The sequence below is a fragment of the Azorhizobium sp. AG788 genome (assembly GCF_943371865.1).
Lineage (GTDB): Bacteria > Pseudomonadota > Alphaproteobacteria > Rhizobiales > Xanthobacteraceae > Azorhizobium.
Window position 1 is genome coordinate 65,993 of sequence record NZ_CALRWL010000008.1, and the last position, 24,023, is coordinate 90,015.

Genomic DNA, 24,023 nt, shown 5'->3' on the forward strand with positions numbered 1-24,023 from the left:
TGGCTGCCCCCGCCCCCTCGACTGAAATTGACCATGGCTGGACACCCGACCAGCCGCTCGTGCGCCTTGTGGACGTGCACAAATCCTATGGCACCATCCCGGTTCTGCGCGGCGTGTCGCTGGACGTGCGCAAGGGCGAGGTGATCTGCATCATCGGGCCGTCGGGCTCGGGCAAGTCCACCTTGATCCGCTGCATCAATGCGCTGGTGCCCATCGACAGCGGCACCATCCGGGTCGAGGGTCAGGAAGTGAACGACCCGGATCTGGACAAGCTGGCCCTGCGCCGCAAGGTCGGCATGGTGTTCCAGCAATACAATCTGTTTCCCCATCGCACGGCGCTGCAGAATGTGATGATGGCGCCGATCCACGTCCTGAAGCAGAACCGCAAAGAGGTGGAAGCCCGCGCGCGGGCTCTGCTGGCCAAGGTCCGCCTCCAGGGCAAGGAGGACGCCTATCCCGGCCAATTGTCCGGCGGCCAGCAGCAGCGCGTCGCCATCGCCCGCTCGCTGGCCATGCGCCCGGATGTGATGCTGTTCGACGAAGTGACTGCCGCCCTCGATCCGGAAACGGTGAAGGAGGTTCTCGTCACCATCCGCGATCTGGCGGAGGAGGGCATGACCTGCATCCTGGTCACGCATGAAATGGGCTTTGCCCGCGAACTGGCGGACCACATCTATTTTACCGACGCCGGCTTGATCGTCGAGCATGGCCCGCCAGCGGAATTCTTCGCCAATCCCAAGGATGAGCGCACCAAGGCGTTCCTCGGGCAGGTGCTCTGAGCCGCCCTAAGGCAAAACCGATCAGAATAAAAAAAACGCGCCTCGGTGGGCGCGTTTTTCGTTTCGGAACGCTAGCATTCACGCCTTGACGATGAAGGGCACCTTGGTCGCCGGCGGGGTATTGCGCGAACGCTCGGTGCGCACAATGCCGTCGATGATGGTCATGCCGATGCCGGGCAGGTCGCCCAGCTGGATGCTCTCCAGCAAATTCTTGCCGGCGGAATGCTGGGCGGTGTCCATGATGACGAAATCCGCCGAGCGCCCCACTTCGATGATGCCGCAATCCAGCGCCCGCATGCGCGCGGTATTGCCGGTGGCAAGGCAGAAGGCTTGTTCCGCCGGCAGATCGCCCAGCGAGGACAGCAGCGACACCATGCGCAGGATGCCCAGCGGCTGCACGCCCGAGCCGGCGGGCGCATCGGTGCCGAGGATGACGCGGTTGAGATCGCCCATCTCGCGGGCAATGCGCAAGGTGTAGAGCGCGGCGCGCTCATTGCCATTGTGCACCAGCTCCAGGCCGCGCTTGCAGCCCTCGCAGATGCAGCGGATCTGGCTGTCCGGCAGCGCTGTGTGGCCGCCGTTGATATGGCCCACCACGTCGGTGTCCGCTTCCAGCACGACGTCCTTGTCAATCAGGCCGGAGCCTGGAATGGACGGGCCGCCGGTGTGGATGGTGGACTGGATGCCATACTTGCGCGCCCAGCCGACCATGCGGCGGGCGGTGGGGCCGTCCTTGACGCCGCCGAGGCCAACTTCGCCCAGGAGCTTCACGCCGGCGGCGGCCAGTTCCTTGAAGTCGTCCTCCACCATGTCCGGCTCGATCACCGGCGCGCCCGCATGGATCTTCACGCCGCCGGGGCGGAAATTGGTGAAGCTGCGCTGGGCGGTGATGGCCAGGGCCTTCAGGCCGACCACATCGCGCGGCCGACCGGGATAATGCACCTCGCCGGCGGAGATCATGGTGGTGACGCCGCCATGGAGGAAACTGTCGATCCAGTTGAGCTGGCTCTGGCGCGGCGTCCAGTCGCCGGCCACCGGATGCACATGGCTGTCGATCAGGCCCGGGGTGACGGCGGCGCCGCCCGCATCCACCAAAGTGGTGGCGCCCTCGGTGTCCACGTCCTTCAGCCGGCCGATGGCGGTGATGCGACCATTTTTGGCGACGATGGTATCGGCATCGAGGATCGGCTTCTCAAGGTCGCCGCTGAGTAGCAGGCCGATGTTGCGGATGACGAGCTTGGTGGGTCCGCTCGGGGCGCCGGGGGCGTCATGGGACATGGAAGGTCTCCGCTTTGTGCGGCCGGAGACGCGCGGGCGATCCCGGCACTTTGTTTGTAAACATATGAAGACTAGGCCCGCGCGATGCCCTTGAGAACCGCGCGGGCCGAAAAATTATCAACGTTCGGCGAAGGCCTTTTCGAGGACGAAGTCGCCGGCCTCGCCATGGTTGCCTTCCTCGAAGCCGCGGGTCTCCAGCATGGCGCGCAGATCGGTCATCATCTGCGGCGAGCCGCACAGCATCACCCGGTCGGTGGCGGCATCCAGCACCGGCAGGCCGATGTCGGAGAAAAGCTTTCCGGTCTCGATCAGGTCGGTGACCCGGCCGCGGTTGCGGAACGGCTCGCGGGTGACGGTGGGATAATAGATCAGCTTGGCGCGTACATCCTCGCCGAGGAATTCGTGGTTGGGCAGCTGCTCGGTGATGAGTTCGCCATAGGCCAGTTCCGCCACTTCGCGGCAGCCGTGGATCAGCAGCACCTTCTCGAACCGCTCATAGGTCTCTGGATCGCGGATGATGGACAGGAACGGCGCAAGGCCGGTGCCTGTACCCACCAGATAGAGGTTGCGCCCGTTCTTCAGATTGTCGAGCACCAGGGTGCCGGTGGACTTGCGGCCGACGATGATGGGATCGCCCACCTGCAGGTGCTGCAAGCGCGAGGTGAGGGGGCCGTCGGGCACCTTGATGGAGAAGAATTCGAGGGTCTCCTCATAGTTCGGGCTTACCACCGAATAGGCGCGCAGCAGCGGCTTCTCGTTCACCTTGATGCCGATCATGGTGAATTCGCCGTTGCGGAACCGGAAACCCGGATCGCGGGTCGCGGTGAAGGAGAACAGGCGGTCGGTCCAGTGATGGACGCTGAGCACGCGGGATTCCAGAAGATTGCTCATGGGAGAAGGCTCATGTGAGGCGTTATGGATCGGGGATCAGGCGGCGGGCGTATCGGTCAGCAGGTCGCGTTTGCCCGGCTTGCCCTTCCAGTCGTCGGCATCGGCGGGCGGTTCGCCCTTCTCGGTAATGTTCGGCCATTGCGCGGCATAGGCGGCGTTCAGAGCCAGCCAGTCCTGCACGCTCGGATCGGTGTCGGGGCGGATGGCGTCCGCGGGGCACTCGGGCTCGCACACGCCGCAATCGATGCATTCGTCCGGATGGATCACCAGCATGGTCTCGCCGGCATAGAAGCAGTCCACCGGGCACACGGACACGCAGTCCATGTATTTGCAGCGGATGCATTGCTCGGTGACGACGTAGGTCATGGCTCCGGTCCTCGGGTTCCCATGCCGCGATCTCAGGATCGCAGTTTGTTTGTACACAAATGAAAAATAGAAACGCCGACGTCCCCTGTCAATTCCCGTCACCGGCGCGAAGTGCGGACATTTTGCGCAGGGCTGCGGAGAATTCGGGCAATCCCCTGATCTGGGCGACCTAATGGGCTGTCGGCGTTGCGCGAAGCTGGGCGACCGTTCCCTCCAGGCCGTCCCAGGGCGGGGCGTCCGGCGCGAACTTGGCGCGGATATAACGCACCAATGCCGCCACCTGGCCGTCATCCAGGCTGTCGCGGAAGGCGGGCATGTCGCCGAGGTCGCGGGCGGCGGGGGAGGGAATGCCCTCCAGGATCACCCGGATGAGATTGTCTGGCCGGGCCGCATGCACATTGGTGTTGAGTGCCAATGACGGCCGCACCCCGAACAATGTCGGCCCCTCGGCGGCATGGCAAGCGGCGCAGGCGCCCTCATAGAGCCGTCCGCCCACGCTATCGAGGGGCCGCAGGCTTGCCGTGGCCTTCGCCTCCAATGCGGCGGCCTGCGCCTGCGCATCGGCAGCTGCCACGCCGGCGAAAGAGGCGAGATAGACCGCCATGGCGCGGACGTCGGCGTCTGGCAAATGCGCCAGTTCCTGCACCACCGGCGCCATGGGCCCCGCCGCTGTGCCATGGAATCGCGAGAAGCCCGTGCGCAGATAGGAAAACAGTTCGTCCTCGCTCCAGGGGATCGGCGCCGACGACAGAGCGGTCAGGGCGGGGGCTTCCCAGCCGTCCGCAAAACCGCCGGCCAAATGCGCCGCGCCGGTCTTCTCCGCGCCTAGCGCGTTGCGGGGCGTATGGCAGCCGCCGCAGTGGCCGAGCCCCTCCACCAGATAGGCGCCGCGATTCCATTGCGGGGAGCGGGCCAAATCGGCCTGCATCTGGCCGGGGCGCAGGAACAGCGCGTTCCAGCCGGCCATCAGCGGGCGGATGTTGAACGGGAAGGTCATCCGGCTGGCGGGTGTGGGAGCCGAGACCGGCGCCTGAGACATGAGGAACGCGTACAGGGCCTGAAGGTCCGTATCGCTGGTCTTGGTAAAGGATGTGTAGGGGAAGGCCGGATAGAGGTGCAGGCCGTCGCGGGAAATGCCCTCTCGCATGGCCCGCTCGAACGCGGAGTAGGACCATCCGCCGATGCCGGTCTCCAGATCCGGTGTCAGGTTGGTGGCGTAGACGGTGCCGAACGGTGTCTCCATGGGCCGTCCGCCCGCATTCACCGCTCCGCCCGGCAGCGTGTGGCAGACCGCGCAATCCCCAAGCGCGGCCAATTGCCGGCCGCGGGCGATCATCTCGGCCGAGAACGTGGTCGGGTCCGGCGGGGCAATGGGGGCGATGGCGCCGCGGATGGGCAAGGCGATCGCGGCCATGCTCAAGGCGCCGGCCAATGCGGCGCCGGCTATGCCGAACCAGGAGCGTTTCTTCTTTTCAGGGGCCGGAGGCGGGGGCGGAACCTCGCCGGAGAGTGCCGCACGCACCCGATCCGGGGTAAAGGGCGGTTCGCGGAAGCGGACCCCGGTGGCATCGAAAATGGCGTTGGCGATGGCTGCGGCGCTCGGCACCGACGCGGATTCGCCGCTCCCCAGGGGCGGCTCCTCCGGGCGCGGCATCAGCACCACATTGATGACCGGCACTTCCGGGAACGTGAGGATGGGATAGGCGCCCCATTCCCGGCTGGTCACGGCGGTGTCGGAGAAAGTCACCTGTTCCTTCAGCGCCCGGCTGGTGGACTGGATGACATTGCCGTGGATCTGATGCTCGATCCCGGCGGGATTGATCATCAAGCCGCTGTCCTGGCCCACCACGACCCGCGTGACATTGACGTCGCCGCTGGTCTTGTTGACCTCCACCTCCGCGACCCAGGCGGACCAGGCAGCGCCATAGCCTGGGAATTTCGAATGCACATAGAGTGCATAGGCAAAGCCCTGGCCGCGGACCACGTCGCCCTCAACCACCTGCTCGCGGGGGCCAGTCCGGTTCTCCCAGCCGGCCCGCTCGGCCACCGCCTTTACCAGATCGACCGCGCGGGAATCATGCAGATGGCGCAGGCGGAAATCCACCGGATCGACGCCAGCGGCGGTGGCCAGCTCATCCACATAGCTCTCATGCGCGAAGGAATTGGGCAGGGCCGAGACGCCACGCAGCCAGGCAGCCCGCACGATGGGCGCCATGTCGTGCACCACGGCGCGCATATTGTCATAGGCATAGGGGGCGATCGCCGTGCGGTCGCCCATCTGGAACACCGGTCCGGACGCCGGCACCCGCCCGGTCAGCAGCAGGGCCAAGGTGGTGGCGGCATTGGACGGATAGCGGGTGGAAAAATCATAGGCAGCAACGGTGCCGTCGGCGTTGAGGCCACCGCGCACATCCATCAGCTGGGCTGCGCCCTTCGGCTCCCAGGCGTGCTCCTGCTCGCGGGTCAGTTGCACCCGCACCGGGCGGCCCACCGCCCGCGATAGCAGAGCGGCATCGGCAGCAACATCATCGGCGCAATTGCGTCCATAGCAGCCGGCGGCCTCGAAGCGGACGATGTCGATGGCCTCTTCGGGCAGGCCAAGCAGCAGCGAGATGTCGGCGCGCAAAGGATAGGGGTTCTGCGTGCCGGACCACACCGTCGCGCAGTCCGAGCGCACATCGGCGACGGCGCAGGAGGGGCCGATGGAGGCGTGCATCTGGTAGGGCCACACATAAGTGCGGTCCATGGGGATGGCGGCGGCGGCAAGAGCCGCGTCCACATCGCCTTTGTCCTGCAAGAGCCGGGGCGTGCTGGGATTGGCCCGCAGCGCCCCTTCGACGTCGGTGAGATCCGGCAAAGGCGGCGTTGGCTTCCACTCGACCACCAGCCGCCGTGCGGCTTCCGCCGCCTGTTCCTCGCGCTCGGCCACCACGCCGACGAAGTCGCCCATATGGACCACGGCCACCACGCCGGGAATGCCGGCGACGGAGGCTTCATCGACGCGGATCAGGCTCTTGCCGACGAAGTCACCGGCATCCACACCGGCATAGGGCGGGCGCACCACGCGGCCATGCAGCATGTCGGGCAGGCGGACGTCATGGACATAGACGAAATTGCCCGTGGCCTTAGCCGGAATGTCCACCCGCGCCATGCGCTGGCCCACAAGCCGATACTCGCCCACCGGCTTCAGCGCGACGCTGTCCGCCAGCATCAGGCGATCCCGGCGTTCGGCGAGAAGATCCCCATACGCCATGCCGGCATTGCTGCCGCTGCGTGGATGCACAACGCCGTCGGTGACGGTGAGCTCTGTGGGTGGCAGGCCCAGAGCCTCGGCAGCCAACGCCACCAGATGGTGGCGCGCCTGGGCCGCCGCGCGTCGGAGCGGCACGGCCGAGACCTGGATGCTGTCGCTGGCGATGGTGGCGCCCTGATTTGGCGTGCCGCCCGTATGGCCCAGCACCATCACCACCCGATCCAGCGGCACGTCCAGTTCCTCGGCCACGATCTGGGCGAGAGCGGTGCGGATGCCGGTGCCCAGATCCACATGGCCGTTGAAGGCGGTCACCGTCCCCGCGTCGTCCACCAGCAGGAACAGGTCGAGCGCCCCCTCCGGCGGCGGCGTGGTGGGAACGAGGCCATGCACATGCTGCGATGGGCGCAGCACCGCCAGGGTGCCCGAACGGGCAAGGAGGTCCACGGTTGCGGGATTAGGTTCGCTCATGGCGCCGATTCCACCGGAGGTGGTGCGATAGCCGCCGCGGCACGCATAACTGCGCGCAGGATCTCCACATGGGTCCCACAGCGACACAAATTATAACGCAAGGCGTTGCGCACCTCGGCCTCGCTGGGGCGCGGATGTTGGGTCAGAAACGCTGTGGCTGTCAGGATCATACCGTTCAAGCAATAGCCGCATTGCGCCGCCTGTTCGGTGATGAAGGCCGCCTGCACCGGATGCAGTGCCTCCAACGTTCCGAGGCCTTCGAGCGTGGTCACCGCGCGCCCTTCGGCGGTGGCCAGGGTGATGACGCATGAGCGCGCCGCCACGCCGTCCATCAGCACCGTGCAGGCCCCGCATTCTCCGAGACCGCATCCATATTTCGGGCCGTTGAGCGCCAGGTCATTGCGCAGGACATAGATGAGCGGCGTCTCGCGCGGCAGCGCGAACGCATGTTCGGTTCCATTGACCGTCAGCGCCACGAGCTCGGCCATGTCAGCAGCCGTCCAACGCCGGACACGCAATGCGCGACCGGACGCCGCGCGGCAAACCCCACGCCGCGGCTTTCAGGTTCGCGATCATGTCCGCCCCTCTGTTGGCTGGCAGCGCGATTTGTTTGACCAGATTGTTTCTATACTAATGAATGTCGTCAAGCGGGCTGTGGCCCGCGACGCGGCAATTCCCTCGACAACCGGTCGCTGGCGCGGCACACGCACGGCGGCAGATCCTTTTTCGGAAGACATGTTTCCATGGCGCTGATCCTCCATTTCTCGATGTCGTCCGGTGCCGCCTCGGCACCATGTCGCAGCCTTTGGACGTGAGGGAGGAGGCAATGACGCGACCGCTGGAAGGCCTGAAGGTCCTCGAACTCGCCCGCATCCTGGCCGGGCCCTGGATCGGGCAGGTGCTCGCCGATCTGGGCGCCGATGTCATCAAGGTCGAGAGTCCGGATGGAGACGATACCCGCACCTGGGGACCGCCCTTCGTGGAAGCCGCCGACGGCGGTGATCTGTCCGCGGCCTATTTCCACGCGGCCAATCGCGGCAAGAAGTCGGTCGTTGTGGATTTCCGTACGCCGGAGGGCCAGGCGGACGTGCTGCGTCTGGCCGCCAAAGCCGATGTGCTGGTGGAGAATTTCAAGGTCGGCGGCCTGAAGAAGTATGGCCTCGATGCCGAAACCCTGCGGGCGGCGCATCCGAGGCTGATCTATTGCTCGGTGACCGGCTTCGGCCAGACCGGGCCTTATGCGGAGCGGGCGGGCTACGACTATCTCGTGCAGGGCATGGGCGGTCTCATGGAACTGACCGGCGAGCCGAAGGGCGAGCCCATGAAGGTGGGCGTCGCCTTTGCCGATATTTTCACCGGTCTCTACGCCACGGTGGGCATTCTCGCGGCCCTGCGGCGCCGGGATGCCACCGGGCAGGGCGCCACTGTGGATATGGCGCTGCTGGATTGCCAAGTGGGCGTGCTGGCCAATCAGGCCATGAACTATCTGGTCAGCGGCACGGCCCCCACCCGCCTGGGTAATGCACATCCCAACATCGTGCCGTACCAGGTGTTTGCGGTGTCGGATGGGTATGTGATCGTGGCGGTGGGCAATGATGCGCAGTTTCGGCGCTTCTGTGCCGTGATCGGCGATGCAGCCCTCGGCGAAGACCCGGCCTACGCCACCAATCGCGAGCGCGTGCGCCTGCGAGAGGAGTTGGTGGAGCGGCTCACCGATCTGGTTGCCACCTTCACCAAGGCCGATCTGCTGGCGAAACTGGAGGCCGCTGGCGTGCCTGCCGGTCCCATCAACCGGCTCAATGAAGTGTTCGATGATCCGCAGGTTATCGCCCGCCGGATGCGGATCGATGTTCCTGCGCCCGATGCGGCCGGGGGCACGATTCCCGGGGTGCGCACGCCCATCACGATCGATGGTCAGCCGATGGTGTCCGATCAGCCCTCTCCGGCCTTGGGGGCGCATACGGCGGCGTCCAAAGCCGGCGATCTCTGGTAGGCTGCCCATCAGGCGCGCTGCCACTTCGTGCAGCGTGCCTGATCCTTGTGCTTGACAGGTCGGGCGGCGCATATTTCATTAGTACACATATGAACTGCGCCGAGCGGCTTCGCTGGCGTTGCGCCTTTCCAGACGCGTCGGGCCCGTGCCCGGTGCTTGCTTTGCCGATGGCCCGGTTCTGCCGGGCCCTGGAGCAGTGAGCCACATGCTTGACGACCCGACCACCGCCGCGCGGCCAGCCGCAGACGAGAAGATCCGCTGCGATGCCTGCCCGGTGATGTGCTACATCAAGCCGGGCGCGACCGGTGCGTGTGACCGCTATGCCAATGATGCGGGCGAGCTGGTGCGCGTGGATCCGCACGTGCTGCTCGACCGCGCTTTGGCGCAGGGCGCCTCCGTTGTCCCCTTCAATCGCGGGGGCGACTGGGACGGCAAGCTGCTGGCCAGTCCCGAGACCTTCGTGACCGCCATCGGCGCGGGCACCACCTATCCCGATTACAAGCCCGCCCCGTTCATCGTCTCCGCGGAAGTGGATGGCGTGGACATGGTCACCGTGGTGACCGAGGGGATCTTCAGTTATTGCGGCGTGAAGGTGAAGATCGACACCGACCGTTTCCTCGGTCCCGAGCAGGCGACGGTGCGCGCCGCGGGCGAGGCGGTGGGGCACGTGACCACCAGCGAATATGGTTCGCAGATGCTCTCCCTGGGCGGCGTGCATCACCTGACCGGCGGCGCCAAGAAGGAAGGCCGCGTCACCTGCGAGGCGCTGCTGGAGCTGTGCAACGGCAAGGCCGTGGAACTGGCCATTGATGGCGGATCCACCGTGATTGTTCAGGCGGGAAAAGCCCCGATCGTGAACGGCTTTCAGGAAGAGCGCATGCGGGTCGGCTGCGGTTCCGCCACCATCGGTATGTTTGCCAAGCAGTGGCTGGGCAAGGCGGACGAGGTGGTGGTGGTGGATGACCACATCACCGGCGTGCTCTCCGAGCATCAGGCCGGCAAGCTGCTGGATATTCCCGAAACCGGCATCAAGATGAAGGGCCGGCGGTCCACGCCCGGTCGCTATTTCCAGGTGGCCGAGCCCGGCACCGGCTGGGGCGGCACGAATATCACCGATCCCTTGTCGATTATCGGTCCCTTCGATCCCAAGGTGGCCTGGCCCGGCCTGCGCCTGTTCTTCATCTCCACCACGGGCGAGCACTCGGCTTATTACGAGCTGGACGAGGCGCTTCAGCCGGTGGCCAAGGCGTTGCCGGCGGATTTGCTGGCCTCGACGGAGCGGGTGAAGGAGAATTGCGAACCGGCGTTGTCCACGGTTCTGTTCATGGCGGGGGCGGGCGGATCGCTGCGCTCCGGCGTAACCGAAAATCCGGTGCGTCTTACCAAGTCGGTGAAGGACGCCCTGACCTATGTCACCAGTGGCGGTGCGCCGGTTTATGTCTATCCCGGCGGCGGCATCACCTTCATGGTGGATGTGACCCGCCTGCCGGAGAATGCCTTCGGCTATGTGCCCACCCCGGCCCTGGTGGCGCCCATCGAATTTACGCTGAAGCTATCGGATTACGAGGCGCTGGGTGGCCATATGACCGAGGTGCGCCCCGTCTCCTCCATCCCCCATGGCGAGGCGACGCTTTCATTGGCGCCGCGGGGCGACAATCCCTGGCCCTTGGCGCCGAACAGCGCCAAACGCTCGCACGGCTGATGCCGATGGCCGCCTCCCATCCCTTCTCTTTGGCCCGTCGTGCCCCCCAGGCCGCGCTGTTGCCCGATGGCCGTCGCCTGCACTTGCAGGACGGTCCCATCGACCTGGTGATCGAGGCGGTGGGGGCGCCGGACGCCGTGGCACAGGCCTATGCGGTGGCGACCGAGCGCTTCACTGGACTTCTCGACGCGCTGTGTGCGGAACTTCCGGTTCTGCGCGCGGCGGTGAGGCCGGGCATATGCACGCTAAAGGGTATCGTCGCGCGGCGCATGTGGCATGCGGTTGCCCCGTTCGCCGGGGAGATATTCATCACCCCCATGGCGGCCGTTGCCGGTGCCGTTGCGGAGGAAGTTCTCGTCGCGCTGGCCATTCCCGGTATCGCGCGGGCCTATGTGAACAATGGTGGCGATATCGCCTTGTATCTGCCGGCGGGTGCCCGCTTCTCCGTCGGTCTGGTGGATCGCCCGGATCGGCCGCGTGTCGTCGGCACGGCGGAAATCACCCATGACAGCCTTGTGCGCGGTGTCGCCACCAGCGGCTGGCGGGGCCGAAGCTTCTCGTTGGGCATCGCCGATGCGGTGACCGTCCTGGCGCCCACCGCGGCCATGGCTGACGCTGCCGCCACGGTGATCGCCAATGCGGTCGACCTGCCGGGCCATCACGGCGTGGAACGCACGCCTGCCTGCGATATCCAGCTCGATAGCGATCTCGGCGCCCGGCGGGTGACGCGGCACGTCCCGGATTTGTCACCGCACGACTCCGCCCAGGCCCTTGCGGCAGGCCTCGCCTGTGCCGAAGATCTGATGCGCCGCGGCCTGATCTGCGGCGCCGCTTTGCACCTTCAGGGCGAGAGCGTGGGGACCGGTTCCGCCTTCGCCCATCTGGGCCAAGACCCTTTTAGTGCCGGCGTCCAAGCCGCCATCCCGTTTCCAACGCCACAACCAGAACAAGGGCGCCCACATGCCTGAGGTGAAGATCCGCAAGCGTCTCCTCATCGTCGAGGAGATCTTCCATGAAGGCGGCCCAGTCGCCGCAACGCCGCGCAAGCGTGGCGCGATCATTGCAGTGATCGAGAACCCCTTCGCGGGCCGCTATGTGGAAGACATCGCCGGCTTCATGGACGACCTCACCCCCCTCGGTGTTGCCATGGCGGGCGACCTCCTGGCGGCATTGGGCGGCGACAAGACCGCCATCGATGGCTACGGCAAGGGCGCCATCGTCGGCGCCGCCGGCGAACTGGAGCATGGGGCGCTGTGGCATGTGCCGGGCGGCTACGCCATGCGCGAGATCCTCGGCGACGCCAAGGCCATCGTGCCCTCCACCAAGAAGGTGGGCGGTCCCGGAACGCGCCTGGACGTTCCAATCACCCATGTGAACGCCTCCTATGTCCGCTCCCATTTCGACGCCATGGAAGTCGGCGTTCCCGACGGGCCGAAGGCCGATGAAATCGTGCTGGTGCTGGTCATGACCGTCGGCGCGCGGGTGCATGCGCGGGTCGGCGGCCTCGCCGCCGACGCCATCACGGGCGAGGACGGTCTGCGATGAGCGCCGAGATGACCAACGCGAAGATCCGCAAGATCGTCACCATCGTCGAGGAAACCCGCAGCGAGATGGGGCGCGAGGTCTCTCCCCCCACCCGCCGCGCGGCGGCGGTGGCGGTGATCGAGAACCCGTTCGCGGGCCGCTATGTGGAAGACCTCTCCGACCTCATTGCCGTGGGTGAGGAACTGGGTGGCCTGCTCACCGCCCGCGCCGTGGCGGCGCTGGGTATCGAGGGGCCGAGCGCGCAGAGCTACGGCAAGGCGGCCCTGGTGGGCGAGAATGGCGAACTGGAGCATGCCGCGGCGCTGCTCCACCCCAAGATGGGCACGCCCGTGCGCAAGGTGTTGGGCAAGGGCGCTGCGCTCATTCCCTCATCCAAGCGGCGCGGCGGCATGGGCGCCGAGCTGGACATCCCGCTCGGGCACAAGGATGCCGCCTTTGTGCGCAGTCATTTCGACGGCATGCAGGTCAGCATCAACGATGCGCCCCGCGCCAATGAGATCGTGGTCGCGGTTGCGGTCACCGATTCCGGCCGCCCGCTGCCGCGGGTGGGCGGATTGAAGACGGAAGAGGTCAAAGGGGAAGACGGGTTGCGTTAAGCTGGCGCCGGTTCCGGCGTTTTGCGTGTGGCGGTACGTCGAAAACCAGAGGGGACGATCGCATGAAGAAGTCAGTCCAGTTCGCTCTCGCAGCCGCATTCCTTGCGGCTGGGCTCGGCCGTGCCGCAGCCCAGGACATCAAGATCGGCGAGATCAATTCCTATTCGGGCCTGCCCGCCTTCACTGAGCCCTATCGCAAGGGCTGGCAGTTGGCGGTGGAAGAAATCAATGCTGCCGGTGGTGTGCTCGGCAAGAAGTTCGTGGTGGTGTCCAAGGATGACGGTGGCAAGCCCGCCGACGCCGTGACCGCCGCCAATGAACTGGTGTCGAGCGAAGGTGTGGTGATGCTCACCGGCACCTTCTTCTCGCACATCGGCCTTGCCGTGGCAGACTATGCCAAGCAGAAGAAGATCCTGTTCCTGGCGGCGGAGCCGCTCACCGATGCGGTGACATGGGGGCAGGGCAACAAGTACACGTTCCGCCTGCGGCCTTCCAACTACATGCAGGCGGCCATGCTGGCGGAGGAAGCGGCAAAGCTCCCGGCCAAGAAGTGGGCGACCATCGCCCCGAACTATGAGTATGGCCAGTCGGCGGTCGCCGTGTTCAAGCAACTCCTGTCCGCCAAGCGGCCGGATATCGTGTGGGTCACCGAGCAGTGGCCGCCGCAGGGCAAGATCGACGCCGGTGCGGTGGTGCAGGCGGTGGCGGCGACGCAGCCGGATGCCATCTTCAATGTCACCTTCGGGCCGGATCTGGTGAAGCTGGTCCGCGAGGGCAACACCCGTGGTCTGTTCAAGGACCGCACCGTGGTGAGCCTGCTCACCGGCGAGCCGGAATATCTCGACCCACTCAAGGAAGAGACTCCGGAAGGCTGGATCGTGACCGGATACCCTTGGTATTCGCTGAAGACCCCCGAGCATGATGCCTTCCTGAAGGCCTACCAGGCGAAGTTCAACGACTATCCGCGCCTTGGCTCCATCGTCGGCTATGAAACCATGAAGGCCGCGGCCGCCATCATCACCAAGGCCGGGTCCACGGACACCGACAAGATGATTGCCGCCGCCGAAGGCATCTCGCTGGGCTCGCCGCTGGGTCCGATCACCTTCCGGGCCATTGACCACCAGTCCACCCTCGGCGCGTTCGTGGGCAAGACCGCGGTCAAGGACGGCAAGGGCGTGATGGTGGACTTCGTCTACCGCGACGGCGCCGCCTATCTGCCCAGCGACGAGGAAGTGCGCAAGCTGCGTCCGCAGAACTGAGCGTCGATCTGTTTCGCTTCACGACCCCCTCCCGCACGCGGGAGGGGAAACCACGCAGCCGCATCGTCGCGCCTCCGGGGCGGCGAGTGATCCCGTGTGCCCTCCACACCTGACGCGAATGCGGCAGCGGAGGGGGTACGGCGCCTCAGGCCGCGTTCCTTCCTGCCCTGCAACGAAAGGTCGAGCCGTGGATTTTATCGTCGTCCAGGCCCTTACGGGGCTCGCCAGCGCGGCGTCGCTGTTCCTGGTGGCGTCCGGGCTGTCGATCATCTTCGGCGTGACGCGGATCGTGAATTTCGCCCATGGCGCCTTCTATATGCTCGGCGCCTATGTGGCCTACACGCTCACCGAGCGCCTGTCGGGCACCATCGGATTCTGGGGCGGGATCGTCATCGCCTCACTCATCGTTGCGGCCCTCGGTGCACTGCTTGAGATGGGCCTGTTGCGCCGCATCTACCGCGCGCCCGAACTGTTTCAGCTCCTCGCTACGTTCGGCGTCACCTTGATGGTGGAGGATTTGGTGGTCCTGATCTGGGGCCCGGAAGACCTGATGGGCCGTCGCGCCCCGGGCTTCCGCGGCGCCGTGGACATCATGGGGCAGATGGTGCCCTCTTATGATCTGCTGCTGATCGTGCTTGGTCCCGCCGTTCTGGGTTTCCTGTGGCTGATCTTTCATCGCACGCGCTGGGGAGTGCTGGTCCGCGCGGCGACGCAGGACCGCGACATGGTGGCGGCCCTGGGCGTGAACCAGAAGTGGCTGTTCACGAGCGTGTTCGCCCTCGGCGTGTTCCTGGCGGCGCTCGGCGGCGCCCTGCAGATCCCGCGCGATGCGGTGAGCCACGCCATGGATCTGCGCATCATCGTCGATGTGTTCGTGGTGGTGGTCATCGGCGGCCTTGGCAGCGTCACCGGCGCCTTTCTTGCCGCCATCATCGTGTCCGAGCTCAATGCCTTCGGCATCCTGATCCTGCCGAAGATCTCGCTCATCCTGGTGTTCCTGGTAATGGCTGTCGTGCTGGTCGCCCGGCCCTGGGGCCTGTTCGGCAAACCGGAGGGCACGCCTCGGGTGGCGGCCGGGCTGTCCATCCGGCCCTGGCGTCCCCTGACCACCGCAGAGCGGCTGGCGGTGGGGGCCGCGGTTCTCGTGGCGGCAAGTCTGCCGCTGTTCCTGGGCAACTATCCGTTGGCCGTAGGATCAGAAATTTTGGTGTTCGTCCTGTTCGCCGCCAGCCTGCATTTCCTGATGACCGTCGGTGGCCTCGCCTCGTTTGGTCACGCGGCCTATTTCGGGCTTGGGGCCTACGGTGCGGCATTCATGGTCAAGCTCATGGGTGCGCCAATGGAGCTTGCCTTGTTGGTGGGGCCGTTGCTGGGGCTCGCCGGTGCGGTTCTATTCGGCTGGTTCTGCGTGCGCCTTTCGGGGGTCTATTTCGCCATGCTGACCCTGGCATTTGCGCAGATCGCCTGGTCGGTGGCGTTCCAATGGGTTGAGGTGACCGGCGGCGACAATGGCATGCTGGGCATCTGGCCCTCGGGCTGGGCGTCGAGCCCGCGCGGTTTCTTCTGGCTGACCCTTGGGGTGGTCACGGTCGGCGTTGCCCTGCTGCGGATGCTTGTGTTCTCGCCGTTCGGCTATGGCCTGCGGGCGGCGCGCGACAGCGCCCTGCGCAGCGAAGCCATCGGTATCGACCGCAAGAGCACCCAATGGGCGGCCTTTGTGGTGGCTGGTACGTTTGCCGGCATCGCGGGGGCTCTGTTCGCCTTCCTGAAGGGCAGCGTCTTCCCGGACAATCTCGCCATTCCCACCTCGGTGGACGGGTTGGTGATGGTGCTGCTGGGCGGCATCGAGACCGTTTCCGGCGCGGTGATCGGCGCCATCGTCTACAAGGCTCTGGCCATCTGGCTGATGAGCAAGACGGAACTGTCCAAGCTCATATTGGGTGGGGTCATCGTGCTGCTGGTGGTGGCCTTCCCGAAAGGCATCGTCGGCTTCCTGGAAGACCTGCGTCACCTGCGACCCAAACGTCCCGATGGAGCCGGCCTGACCCCGGCCCAAGGCATCGCAAAGGTGGAGGCGGCCGAATGACAACGCTGCTGGAAGTTCAAGGGCTGGCCAAGTCCTATGGCGGCGTCCACGCCGTGCGCGGGGTCTCCTTTTCCCTGACCGCGGGTACCATCCTGGCGCTGATCGGTCCCAATGGCGCCGGCAAGAGCACCTGTTTCAACATGCTCAATGGTCAGATCCGGCCCAATGCCGGTTCGATCAAATTGGAGGGGCAGGAGATCGTCGGTCTGCCGCCGCGCACGGTGTGGCGGCGCGGGGTCGGGCGCACGTTTCAGATCACCGCGACGTTCCCCTCCATGACCGTGCGCGAGAATGTGCAGGTCACGCTGCTTTCGTTCCACAATCGCTTGCGCTCCGTCATCGGCTTTGCCGGTGCCGCCTACCGGCCGGAAGCGGATGCGCTGCTGGCGCTGGTGGGCATGGAGGCGCAAGCGCAGCGACCGTGCGGAGAGTTGGCCTATGGCGACCTCAAGCGGCTGGAACTGGCCATCGCGCTCGCCAATGAACCCCGGCTGCTGCTGATGGATGAGCCCACCGCCGGCATGGCGCCGAAGGAACGGGTGGATCTGATGCGGCTCACCGCCGACATCGCGCGCGCCAAATCCATCGGCGTGCTGTTCACCGAGCATGACATGGACGTGGTGTTCGAGCATGCGGACGCGGTGATGGTGCTGAACCGCGGCGAGTTGATCGCCCGCGGCACCCCGGAAGAGGTGCGGCGCGATCCCCATGTGCGCGCCATCTATCTGGGCGAAGGCCTGCTCTATAACGCCGAGGGGACTGCCGCATGAAATTGGAAGTCTCCAACCTCAACAGCCACTACGGCCCCGCCCATATCCTGTTCGACGTCGGCTTCGATGTCGGGGCTGGGGAGGTTGTGGCGCTGCTGGGCCGCAATGGCGCCGGCAAGAGCACGACGTTTCGCTCCGTGGTGGGCCTGGTGTCCCAGCGCACCGGCCAGATCCGCTTCGAGGGTGAGGACGTCTCGCGTCTGCCCACCTATGACATCGTCCGCCGGGGCCTCGGCTATGTGCCCGAGGATCGTCGGGTGTTCACGGAACTGACGGTGGAGGAGAACTTCTCCGTTGGCCGTCAGCCCCCCCGCGCCGGGGTGGCCACCTGGACGCCGGAGCGGCTCTATGAGCTGTTCCCGAACCTAGGCGAAATGCGCACCCGGCTCGGCGGCCAGATGAGCGGCGGGGAGCAGCAGATGCTGACCATCGGTCGAACCTTGATGGGCAATCCGTCCTTGGTGCTTCTGGATGAGCCCTCCGAGGGGCTAGCCCCGAAGATCGTGGAGCAGATGGCCGATGCCATCCTGACCATGAAGCGCGAGGGCCTCAGCATCGTCATCTCCGAGCAGAATCTGCACTTCGCGAAGCTGATCTCCGATCGGGCCTATATCATCGAAAAGGGGCGAATCCGCTTCTCGGGCACAATGGACGAGCTTGAAGCCAACCCCGAGATTCGCGACGCCTATCTGGCGGTGTGATCGCCGCCGGTTACCGATGATAAGCTAAGGGGGAATCAAGGGTGACGACCACGCCAGCTGCCGGCGCATCACGCCGCCGCACCAAGACGCAGGCCGCACCCGCTTATGTGCTTGATGCGCAGGTGGGCTTCCTCCTGCGCCAGGTGATGCAGAGGCACACCATCATCTTTGGTGCGCGCATGGCCGAGGACCTCACCTCCACCCAATGGGCAGCGCTGGCCAAGCTGGCGGAGAAGGGGCCTTGCTCCCAGAACCTGCTGGGGCGGCTGACCGCCATGGACGCTGCCACCATCAAGGGTGTGGTGGATCGCCTTGTGAAGCGCGGTCTGGTGGAGACGCGGCCCGATCCGGAGGACGGCCGGCGCCTCATGGTTGCGCTGACCGGTCAAGGTACCGAATTGACGGTGCGCGCAGCACCCGTGGCCCTCGAGATCACCGAGGAAACACTGGCGCCGTTGGATGCGACAGAGCGCAGCCAACTCCTGGCCTTGCTGTCGCGTCTGCGCTGAGCCTTTGAAGCTGCGCGCGCCGGTTCTGAACGGTGATGCCTCTCATACCGGGAGAGAGATTCCACACACCGGCCGCAACGCCGTCAGTCGTGGGCATGCCCCGCATGGCAGGGGGAGCCGGTGGGCAGGGCGTCCGGTGCGGGAAGCTCCAGCTTGAAGGTGACCACCAGATCAGCCACCTGGGCGGGGGAGAGGTAGCGCGGGTTCAGGCCGCGCAGCAGCAGGTAAATCTTGGCGGTTTCTTCCAGTTCTTCCGTGGCGAAAACCGCCGCTTCCAGCGTCTCTCCAGCGACCACCGGCCCATGGTTGGACAGCAGCACCGAGGAATAGCGCCCCGCCAGCCCCCGGATGGCATCTGCCACGGCTGGATCTCCGGGCCGATAGTAGGGCAGGAGCGCCGTCTGCCCTGCGCGCATCAGGTAATAGGGCGTCATCGGTGGCAGGGCGGCGCGGGGGTCGATCTCGGGCAACATGGTGAGCGCAACCGCATGGGTCGAGTGCAGATGCACCACCGCCCGCGCGGTGCCGCGAGTCTCATAGAGCGCGGAATGCAAAGGGATCTCTTTGGTGGGCGCGTCACCGGAGAGAAGCCGGCCGTTGGCGTCCAGGCGGGAGAGCCGGGCGGGGTCGAGGTGGCCAAGGGAGGCGTTGGTGGGAGTCACCAGCCAGCCGCCGTCATCAAGCCGTAGCGAAATATTGCCTGAAGACCCCGGCGTCAGCCCGCGCTCGAACAAGGAGCGGGCGAAGCGGCAGATCTCTTCTCGGGAGACAGATTCGGAGGATGAGGTCGGGGACATGCGGGCGCCTTCTTCCGTGTTACGACGCAGGCTTTGAGGTCAGGCGGTGGCGCCGGGGACCAACTCGAAGCCAAGGTCCACCCGTTGCGAGGGGGCCTTCTGTGCCACCAACTGGGCTGCGATTGCACCGATTTCCACGCGCGGCGTGCGGATAGTGGACAAGGGTTGCGGCAGCACACGGCCGATGGCGAGCCCGTTGTAGCCGAAGATCGCCAAGTCGCTCGGGACCGTGATGCCGCGGCCAAGACAGTAGAAATAGCCGCCGAAGGCCATGTCATCATTGGAAAAATAAACCGCATCCACTTGCGGGTTGCGGGTCAGCACCCGTTCTAGGCCGATCTGGCCCACCTCCAACGACGACGCGGTGGGGATCATCTCGCGATCCGCCAATGCCAGTCCGGATTCGCGCAGCACCGCTTCAAAGCCGGCGACCCGCTTGCCGGCGCGCGTATCCGCGTTGAGGTCGTGGCCCACATAGGCGATGCGCCGATACCCGCGGGACAGCAAGTGGCGGGCGGTGGCGCGGCCCACCTCGATGTTGGAATAGCCGATTGCAATATCGATGGATGGCCCATCAAGGTCCATCAATTCCAGAATGCGCGTGCTGCTGGCCGTAAGCATGCCCCGCGCCGCTGGCGAATGCTCCAGGCCGGCGATCATCAGGGCGGCCGGGCGCCAGGCCAGCATGGAGGCGATCATCTCTTCCTCACGCCCCATGTCGTACTCGCTCACAGCGATGACCGACTGGTAGCCCTCCGCCTCAAGCATGCGGTTGGCGCCCCGGAGCATGTCGGGAAACACGATGTTCGCGAGGGAGGGGATCACAATGCCCACCAGCCGAGACCCGGCCGATGCCAGGGTCCCGGCAATCTTGTTGGGTACATAGCCGAGGCTCGCCGCGGCAGAGAGCACGCGCTCGCGGGTTTTGGCGGAAAACGACCCGTGATTTCGCAGAACCCGCGAAACAGTGCTTTCTCCGACTCCCGCGGCCGCTGCCACGTCCGCAAGGGTCGCGTTGGAGATATGAGCAACGCGCTGGTCCAGAATACCCTCCACCCGCTCCGCGCGACCGAAACCCCGAGGCGCGGAACCTTCTTATTCGTCGATCGAGAATGCACTGTCCCATAGCGGATGTCGGCCGGCAACATGAAATGGCAGCGCTGCCATTTTTTGGTTGTAAATATGAAAAAGTTCTTTATCCCTCCCATTGGCAGCGCTGCCATTCGAGCGGCGCGTAAGGGGTGGTTCGGCTGATGGTCCTCGCAGAGCAAGCAGCGCCGGCAAAAGACGCTCAGTCCCGGAGCGGCTCATCGACCGCACAACTCGCCGCTGCAGTAATCGGCCTTGGTGCCATGGGCCTTGGCATGGCCACGTCCCTGCTGGCCGCCGGCTTCCACGTGACGGGCTTCGATATATCCGAAGCGGCCGGCGCGGCTTTGGTGGCCAAGGGGGGAGCGGTTGCGACCAGTGCCGCCGCGGCGGCCGCGGGCGCGGATGTGGTGGTGAGCGTCGTCGTGAATGGCGATCAGACCGAGGCGGTGCTGTTCGGGCCTGACGGGATTGTCGACGTGATGTCGCCCACTGCGGTCTTCCTGTCCTGCGCCACCATGTCCCCAGACCAGGCGCGCAAACTGGGCGGTCGGGTTGAGGCGACCGGGCGCCTTTATCTCGACGCACCGATTTCCGGCGGTGCCGCACGGGCAGCCACCGGAGAACTGACCATCCTCGCCTCGGGAAGCGCTGCGGCGTTTTCGGCAGCCGCACCAGCGCTCAAAGCCATGGCAGCAAAAGTCTATGAGCTGGGAGACGGTGCGGGTACCGGTGCCGCGTTCAAGATGATCAACCAGTTGCTCGCCGGCGTCCACATCGCGGTGGCCTGCGAGGCCATGACATTTGCTGCGCGGCAAGGACTCGACTTGGCGCAGGTGTATGAGGTGATCACGGCCTCGGCCGGGAATTCCTGGATGTTTGAAAACCGGATGCCGCATGTGCTCGCCGGGGACTATCGACCCGCCAGCGCCGTTGAAATCTTCGTCAAGGATCTGGGCATCGTACAGGATATGGCGCGCACCGCCCGCTATCCCGTGCCCCTGGCCGCGGCAGCACTGCAACTCTATCTCGGCGCTGCGGGGGCCGGGATGGGGCGCGACGACGATTCCTCGCTCGCCCGCCTCTACTCCAGCATGTCCGGCGTCACGCTTCCCGATCCCGCCCGGGATGTTGGCTGATGCCGCGATTTGCAGCCAACCTGAACAGCCTGTTCAATGAATGGGCATTTCTTGACCGCTTCGCGGCCGCTGCGGACGCAGGCTTTACGGCGGTCGAATTTCAATTTCCCTACGCCTTCAGCGCCGATGCTGTGGCCGCGCGTCTCCAGCGTAACGGGCTGAAAGCGGTCACGTTTGCTCTGCCGCCGGGTGACTGGGCCGCAGGTGACCGCGGCCTTGCAGCGCTGCCGAACCGGTTCGACGATTTCAAGGTCAGCGTCGCGGATGGCCTCTCCTATGCCCGCACCATTGGTGCGGCTAAGGTTCAGATGATGGCGGGGCTGGGGCGCCTGGATGATCCACAGGCGGTGCAGAGCTTTCGCCGCGCGCTCTCTCACGCTTGTGAGCATCTGCAACCGCATGGAATCGAACTGCTGATCGAGCCCCTGGATCCGCGCGAGATTCCTGGCTATTTCCTCACGGACTCCTGCCACGAGGCAAGTCTGGCTGCCGATCCCGCATTTCCGAACCTCAGGCTCCAGTTCGACATTTACCAGCAGCAGCTGGCCCGGGGCGACGTGGCCATGGCCCTAACGCGCAAGATCCGTCATATCGGTCACGTTCAGGTGGCAGGTGTCCCCGACCGCAGTGAGCCGGACGATGGCGAATTGAATTTCCCATTCCTTTTCGCCAAGTTGGAGCGCCTTGGCTACAAGGGCTATGTGGGGTGTGACTATCGCCCGCGCGGCCGTTGCACGGTCGATGGTCTTGGTTGGTTCGCTCCCTATTCGACCCGAGCCCGAGTGTCCGCATGAGCATCGTTCTTGGCTGTATCGCCGACGACTATACCGGCGCCTCGGATCTCGCAAATACGCTGACGAAGGCCGGCCTGCGCACCGTGCAGACCATCGGTATCCCCCCGGCAGGTTTGGTGCTGAGCGACGTGGATGCGGTGGTGGTGGCGCTCAAGAGCCGCTCGATTCCGGCGGCGGACGCCGTCGCCCAGTCGCGCGCCGCCGGCGCATGGCTCACGGCGCAGGGCGCGGGGCATCTCCTGTTCAAGATCTGCTCCACCTTCGATTCAACCGATGCCGGCAATATTGGCCCAGTGATGGACGCACTGCGGGCGGATGCACACGCCGGGGTCGTTCTGGTTACGCCCGCGTTTCCAGAGACGGGGCGCACGGTGTATTTCGGCACGCTCTTCGTCGGCTCGGTTCTGCTCAATGAAAGTCCGTTGAAGGACCACCCGCTCAACCCCATGCACGACGCCAATCTGGTGCGGGTGCTCGGCCGTCAGTCCGAAACAAAGATTGGCTTGGTGGATCTGAAGTCCGTGGCCGCTGGACCGGAGGCCATTCGCGGGCGCCTTCGGGATCTGGCCGCGCAAGGCGTAGGGGCTGCCGTCATTGATGCGGTCTTCGATAGCGACCTTCAAGCGATTGGAACGGCGGCCTTGGATGGCTCGCTGTCGGTGGGCGCCTCGGGCCTGGGCCTGGGCCTCGCCCGCGCCCTACGGGCGGCGGGGCATGGTGCCGTTGCCGGTAGCGCACCCGCAGTCGGTCTTTCTGTGAGCGGGGGGATCGCGGCGATCGCCGGCAGTTGTTCGGCGGCGACCCTTGAGCAGATCGACCGGGCCGAAAGCTTCATGCCGGTGCTGCGGCTCTCTCCCGATGCGCTCATCACGGCGCCGGATGCCACCCTGGCGGATGCGTTGGACTGGGCCAAATCCTATCTGGCGAACGGGCCGGTGCTCATCGCCACCAGTGGAACGCCCGATGAAGTCTCCGGCGTTCAGGCGCGCTTTGGCCGGATTGCGTCGGGTGTGGCCATCGAACAGGCCAGCGCACGCCTCGCTGCCGACCTTGTGGCCGCTGGTGTGCGGCGCCTGATCATTGCCGGTGGCGAGACCTCCGGCGCCTGCGTGGACCGGCTGGGCATTCGGGCGTTTGCCGTGGGGCCGGAGATTGCGGCGGGCGTCCCCTTGCTGCGCACAGCTGGCCACGCGCCCGCTATGCTGCTGGCGCTGAAGTCCGGGAATTTCGGCGGTCCGGACTTCTTCGCCAAGGCGCTCGATGCCATGACCTAGAGGGGCGTTCGACCCCCTCCTAACTATGGAGTTTCCTGATCCGGGATCTGTGCGAAACTTGCGTGCTAGCATTGCTCGCAGTTGCGGAATCCCATTTCAGGAGACGCCCGTTGCCCGACGCCATTGATTGTCGCATTCTGGACCTCCTTCAGGAGGACGCCCTCATGTCGGCCGCCGCTGTGGCGGACAAGGTGGGCCTTAGTCCCACCCCATGTTGGCGCCGGATTAAGAAGCTTGAGGATGACGGCATCATCTTGAAGCGGGTTGCGCTGCTGGACCGCCGAAAGGTCAATGTCCCCCTGACGGTCTTCGTGGCGGTGAAGGCGCCGCGCCATGCGATGGAATGGCTCGAAGCCTTTCGCCGCGTCATCACCGATATTCCCGAGATCGTCGAGGCGTGGCGTCTCACCGGCGAGACCGACTATCTTTTGCGCTTGGTGGTACCTGATATCGAGACCTATGACGCGGTGTATCAGCGCCTGATCTCGCGGCTGGAATTTTCCAATCTGTCATCTTCCCTGGCCATGGAGGAGATGAAATTCACCACCGCTGTCCCCACGAGCTACATGCTGAAGTGAGCGGGCATAGGCGGCGGCCAGGTCGAAGGCGCTGGCCGCCGCTGGCGATCGATGATCTGGCCCATCACCCGGCCGCTCTTGGGCGAGGCCAGGAAGGTGAGACCCGCGCGAGATCCCCCCGTTTCCAGACCCGCTTTGGCCGGGGCTGAGGACGAC

The 24,023-nt window shown here is 65.6% G+C and carries 23 protein-coding genes; 16 read left to right on the forward strand and 7 right to left on the reverse strand.

Annotated features, from left to right (window positions below; genetic code table 11):
• The first annotated feature begins 26 nt into the window (after nucleotides 1-26).
• Nucleotides 27-779, forward strand: coding sequence for an amino acid ABC transporter ATP-binding protein (locus AAG816_RS07195; RefSeq protein ID WP_341988967.1), 753 nt, complete (start codon nucleotides 27-29; stop codon nucleotides 777-779).
• Between the two features lie 78 nt (nucleotides 780-857).
• On the opposite strand, the gene AAG816_RS07200 is transcribed toward AAG816_RS07195, so the two are convergent.
• The 5 genes from AAG816_RS07200 to AAG816_RS07220 all read right to left on the reverse strand — a co-directional run bounded on the left by AAG816_RS07200 (nucleotide 858) and on the right by AAG816_RS07220 (nucleotide 7,523).
• The gene (locus AAG816_RS07200; RefSeq protein WP_341988895.1) at nucleotides 858-2,057 is read right to left on the reverse strand and encodes an amidohydrolase family protein; all 1,200 of its coding nucleotides are present in this window, start codon (nucleotides 2,055-2,057) and stop codon (nucleotides 858-860) included.
• Nucleotides 2,058-2,174: 117 nt separating this feature from the next.
• A complete protein-coding gene (locus tag AAG816_RS07205; RefSeq protein ID WP_341988896.1) occupies nucleotides 2,175-2,948 on the reverse strand; it encodes a ferredoxin--NADP reductase in 774 nt (257 codons plus the stop codon).
• Between the two features lie 36 nt (nucleotides 2,949-2,984).
• Nucleotides 2,985-3,314 carry a ferredoxin FdxA gene (gene fdxA / locus AAG816_RS07210; RefSeq protein ID WP_341988897.1) on the reverse strand — a complete coding sequence of 110 codons (330 nt, stop codon included), beginning with the start codon at nucleotides 3,312-3,314 and terminating at the stop codon, nucleotides 2,985-2,987.
• Between the two features lie 169 nt (nucleotides 3,315-3,483).
• Nucleotides 3,484-7,035, reverse strand: coding sequence for a molybdopterin cofactor-binding domain-containing protein (locus AAG816_RS07215; protein WP_341988898.1), 3,552 nt, complete (start codon nucleotides 7,033-7,035; stop codon nucleotides 3,484-3,486).
• Nucleotides 7,032-7,523: a (2Fe-2S)-binding protein gene (locus tag AAG816_RS07220; RefSeq protein WP_341988899.1), complete on the reverse strand. Its 492-nt coding sequence runs from the start codon at nucleotides 7,521-7,523 to the stop codon at nucleotides 7,032-7,034. The genes AAG816_RS07215 and AAG816_RS07220 overlap by 4 nt, the downstream gene beginning before the upstream one ends.
• On the opposite strand from AAG816_RS07220, the gene AAG816_RS07225 reads away from it, so the two are divergent.
• The 11 genes from AAG816_RS07225 to AAG816_RS07275 all read left to right on the forward strand — a co-directional run bounded on the left by AAG816_RS07225 (nucleotide 7,522) and on the right by AAG816_RS07275 (nucleotide 18,196).
• Nucleotides 7,522-7,788 carry a hypothetical protein gene (locus tag AAG816_RS07225; protein WP_341988900.1) on the forward strand — a complete coding sequence of 89 codons (267 nt, stop codon included), beginning with the start codon at nucleotides 7,522-7,524 and terminating at the stop codon, nucleotides 7,786-7,788. The two genes, AAG816_RS07220 and AAG816_RS07225, sit on opposite strands and share 2 nt — an antisense overlap.
• A 73-nt stretch (nucleotides 7,789-7,861) precedes the next feature.
• Nucleotides 7,862-9,028, forward strand: coding sequence for a CaiB/BaiF CoA-transferase family protein (locus AAG816_RS07230; protein WP_341988901.1), 1,167 nt, complete (start codon nucleotides 7,862-7,864; stop codon nucleotides 9,026-9,028).
• A gap of 205 nt (nucleotides 9,029-9,233) precedes the next feature.
• The gene (locus tag AAG816_RS07235; protein WP_341988902.1) at nucleotides 9,234-10,730 is read left to right on the forward strand and encodes a 6-hydroxynicotinate reductase; all 1,497 of its coding nucleotides are present in this window, start codon (nucleotides 9,234-9,236) and stop codon (nucleotides 10,728-10,730) included.
• Between the two features lie 5 nt (nucleotides 10,731-10,735).
• The gene (locus AAG816_RS07240; RefSeq protein ID WP_341988903.1) at nucleotides 10,736-11,698 is read left to right on the forward strand and encodes a UPF0280 family protein; all 963 of its coding nucleotides are present in this window, start codon (nucleotides 10,736-10,738) and stop codon (nucleotides 11,696-11,698) included.
• Nucleotides 11,691-12,275, forward strand: a complete 585-nt coding sequence (locus tag AAG816_RS07245) for an amino acid synthesis family protein (protein WP_341988904.1) — start codon at nucleotides 11,691-11,693, stop codon at nucleotides 12,273-12,275. The genes AAG816_RS07240 and AAG816_RS07245 overlap by 8 nt, the downstream gene beginning before the upstream one ends.
• Before the next feature lie 8 nt (nucleotides 12,276-12,283).
• The gene (locus tag AAG816_RS07250; RefSeq protein WP_341988905.1) at nucleotides 12,284-12,871 is read left to right on the forward strand and encodes an amino acid synthesis family protein; all 588 of its coding nucleotides are present in this window, start codon (nucleotides 12,284-12,286) and stop codon (nucleotides 12,869-12,871) included.
• 62 nt (nucleotides 12,872-12,933) lie between these two features.
• Entirely contained in the window at nucleotides 12,934-14,130 is a 1,197-nt protein-coding gene (locus AAG816_RS07255) for an ABC transporter substrate-binding protein (RefSeq protein ID WP_341988907.1), read from the forward strand.
• Nucleotides 14,131-14,317: 187 nt separating this feature from the next.
• Nucleotides 14,318-16,216, forward strand: a complete 1,899-nt coding sequence (locus AAG816_RS07260) for an ABC transporter permease (protein ID WP_341988908.1) — start codon at nucleotides 14,318-14,320, stop codon at nucleotides 16,214-16,216.
• Entirely contained in the window at nucleotides 16,213-16,986 is a 774-nt protein-coding gene (locus AAG816_RS07265) for an ABC transporter ATP-binding protein (RefSeq protein WP_341988909.1), read from the forward strand. The genes AAG816_RS07260 and AAG816_RS07265 overlap by 4 nt, the downstream gene beginning before the upstream one ends.
• On the forward strand, nucleotides 16,983-17,687 hold the full coding sequence (locus AAG816_RS07270; protein ID WP_341988910.1) for an ABC transporter ATP-binding protein: 705 nt from the start codon (nucleotides 16,983-16,985) through the stop codon (nucleotides 17,685-17,687). Before AAG816_RS07265 ends, AAG816_RS07270 begins: the two co-directional genes overlap by 4 nt.
• 41 nt (nucleotides 17,688-17,728) lie before the next feature.
• Nucleotides 17,729-18,196 (forward strand): MarR family transcriptional regulator, encoded by a 468-nt coding sequence (locus AAG816_RS07275; protein WP_341988911.1) that lies wholly within the window; start codon nucleotides 17,729-17,731, stop codon nucleotides 18,194-18,196.
• An 83-nt stretch (nucleotides 18,197-18,279) separates the two neighbouring features.
• On the opposite strand, the gene AAG816_RS07280 is transcribed toward AAG816_RS07275, so the two are convergent.
• Together AAG816_RS07280 and AAG816_RS07285 are read right to left on the reverse strand one after the other, a co-directional pair.
• The gene (locus tag AAG816_RS07280) at nucleotides 18,280-18,993 is read right to left on the reverse strand and encodes an aldolase (protein WP_341988912.1); all 714 of its coding nucleotides are present in this window, start codon (nucleotides 18,991-18,993) and stop codon (nucleotides 18,280-18,282) included.
• Nucleotides 18,994-19,032: 39 nt separating this feature from the next.
• Nucleotides 19,033-20,016 carry a LacI family DNA-binding transcriptional regulator gene (locus tag AAG816_RS07285; RefSeq protein ID WP_341988968.1) on the reverse strand — a complete coding sequence of 328 codons (984 nt, stop codon included), beginning with the start codon at nucleotides 20,014-20,016 and terminating at the stop codon, nucleotides 19,033-19,035.
• 230 nt (nucleotides 20,017-20,246) lie between these two features.
• On the opposite strand from AAG816_RS07285, the gene ltnD reads away from it, so the two are divergent.
• The 4 genes from ltnD (at nucleotide 20,247) to AAG816_RS07305 (ending at nucleotide 23,867) form a co-directional block, all read left to right on the forward strand.
• On the forward strand, nucleotides 20,247-21,221 hold the full coding sequence (gene ltnD / locus AAG816_RS07290; RefSeq protein ID WP_341988913.1) for an L-threonate dehydrogenase: 975 nt from the start codon (nucleotides 20,247-20,249) through the stop codon (nucleotides 21,219-21,221).
• Nucleotides 21,221-22,015 carry a TIM barrel protein gene (locus AAG816_RS07295; protein WP_341988914.1) on the forward strand — a complete coding sequence of 265 codons (795 nt, stop codon included), beginning with the start codon at nucleotides 21,221-21,223 and terminating at the stop codon, nucleotides 22,013-22,015. Before ltnD ends, AAG816_RS07295 begins: the two co-directional genes overlap by 1 nt.
• Nucleotides 22,012-23,289, forward strand: a complete 1,278-nt coding sequence (otnK, locus tag AAG816_RS07300; RefSeq protein WP_341988915.1) for a 3-oxo-tetronate kinase — start codon at nucleotides 22,012-22,014, stop codon at nucleotides 23,287-23,289. Before AAG816_RS07295 ends, otnK begins: the two co-directional genes overlap by 4 nt.
• A 110-nt stretch (nucleotides 23,290-23,399) precedes the next feature.
• The gene (locus tag AAG816_RS07305; protein ID WP_341988916.1) at nucleotides 23,400-23,867 is read left to right on the forward strand and encodes an Lrp/AsnC family transcriptional regulator; all 468 of its coding nucleotides are present in this window, start codon (nucleotides 23,400-23,402) and stop codon (nucleotides 23,865-23,867) included.
• Nucleotides 23,868-24,023 lie beyond the last annotated feature (156 nt).

Excerpts from the sequence above, each read along its gene's own strand:
- otnK (WP_341988915.1), top strand. The coding sequence starts at position 22,012 with ATGAGCATCGTTCTTGGCTGTATCGCCGACGACTATACCGGCGCCTCG.
- ltnD (WP_341988913.1), top strand. The coding sequence starts at position 20,247 with ATGGTCCTCGCAGAGCAAGCAGCGCCGGCAAAAGACGCTCAGTCCCGG.
- fdxA (WP_341988897.1), bottom strand. The coding sequence starts at position 3,314 with ATGACCTACGTCGTCACCGAGCAATGCATCCGCTGCAAATACATGGAC.
- AAG816_RS07205 (WP_341988896.1), bottom strand. The coding sequence starts at position 2,948 with ATGAGCAATCTTCTGGAATCCCGCGTGCTCAGCGTCCATCACTGGACC.
- AAG816_RS07235 (WP_341988902.1), top strand. The coding sequence starts at position 9,234 with ATGCTTGACGACCCGACCACCGCCGCGCGGCCAGCCGCAGACGAGAAG.
- AAG816_RS07250 (WP_341988905.1), top strand. The coding sequence starts at position 12,284 with ATGACCAACGCGAAGATCCGCAAGATCGTCACCATCGTCGAGGAAACC.
- AAG816_RS07255 (WP_341988907.1), top strand. The coding sequence starts at position 12,934 with ATGAAGAAGTCAGTCCAGTTCGCTCTCGCAGCCGCATTCCTTGCGGCT.
- AAG816_RS07200 (WP_341988895.1), bottom strand. The coding sequence starts at position 2,057 with ATGTCCCATGACGCCCCCGGCGCCCCGAGCGGACCCACCAAGCTCGTC.
- AAG816_RS07280 (WP_341988912.1), bottom strand. The coding sequence starts at position 18,993 with ATGTCCCCGACCTCATCCTCCGAATCTGTCTCCCGAGAAGAGATCTGC.
- AAG816_RS07230 (WP_341988901.1), top strand. The coding sequence starts at position 7,862 with ATGACGCGACCGCTGGAAGGCCTGAAGGTCCTCGAACTCGCCCGCATC.
- AAG816_RS07215 (WP_341988898.1), bottom strand. The coding sequence starts at position 7,035 with ATGAGCGAACCTAATCCCGCAACCGTGGACCTCCTTGCCCGTTCGGGC.
- AAG816_RS07270 (WP_341988910.1), top strand. The coding sequence starts at position 16,983 with ATGAAATTGGAAGTCTCCAACCTCAACAGCCACTACGGCCCCGCCCAT.
- AAG816_RS07295 (WP_341988914.1), top strand. The coding sequence starts at position 21,221 with ATGCCGCGATTTGCAGCCAACCTGAACAGCCTGTTCAATGAATGGGCA.
- AAG816_RS07220 (WP_341988899.1), bottom strand. The coding sequence starts at position 7,523 with ATGGCCGAGCTCGTGGCGCTGACGGTCAATGGAACCGAACATGCGTTC.
- AAG816_RS07225 (WP_341988900.1), top strand. The coding sequence starts at position 7,522 with ATGTCAGCAGCCGTCCAACGCCGGACACGCAATGCGCGACCGGACGCC.
- AAG816_RS07245 (WP_341988904.1), top strand. The coding sequence starts at position 11,691 with ATGCCTGAGGTGAAGATCCGCAAGCGTCTCCTCATCGTCGAGGAGATC.
- AAG816_RS07240 (WP_341988903.1), top strand. The coding sequence starts at position 10,736 with ATGGCCGCCTCCCATCCCTTCTCTTTGGCCCGTCGTGCCCCCCAGGCC.
- AAG816_RS07265 (WP_341988909.1), top strand. The coding sequence starts at position 16,213 with ATGACAACGCTGCTGGAAGTTCAAGGGCTGGCCAAGTCCTATGGCGGC.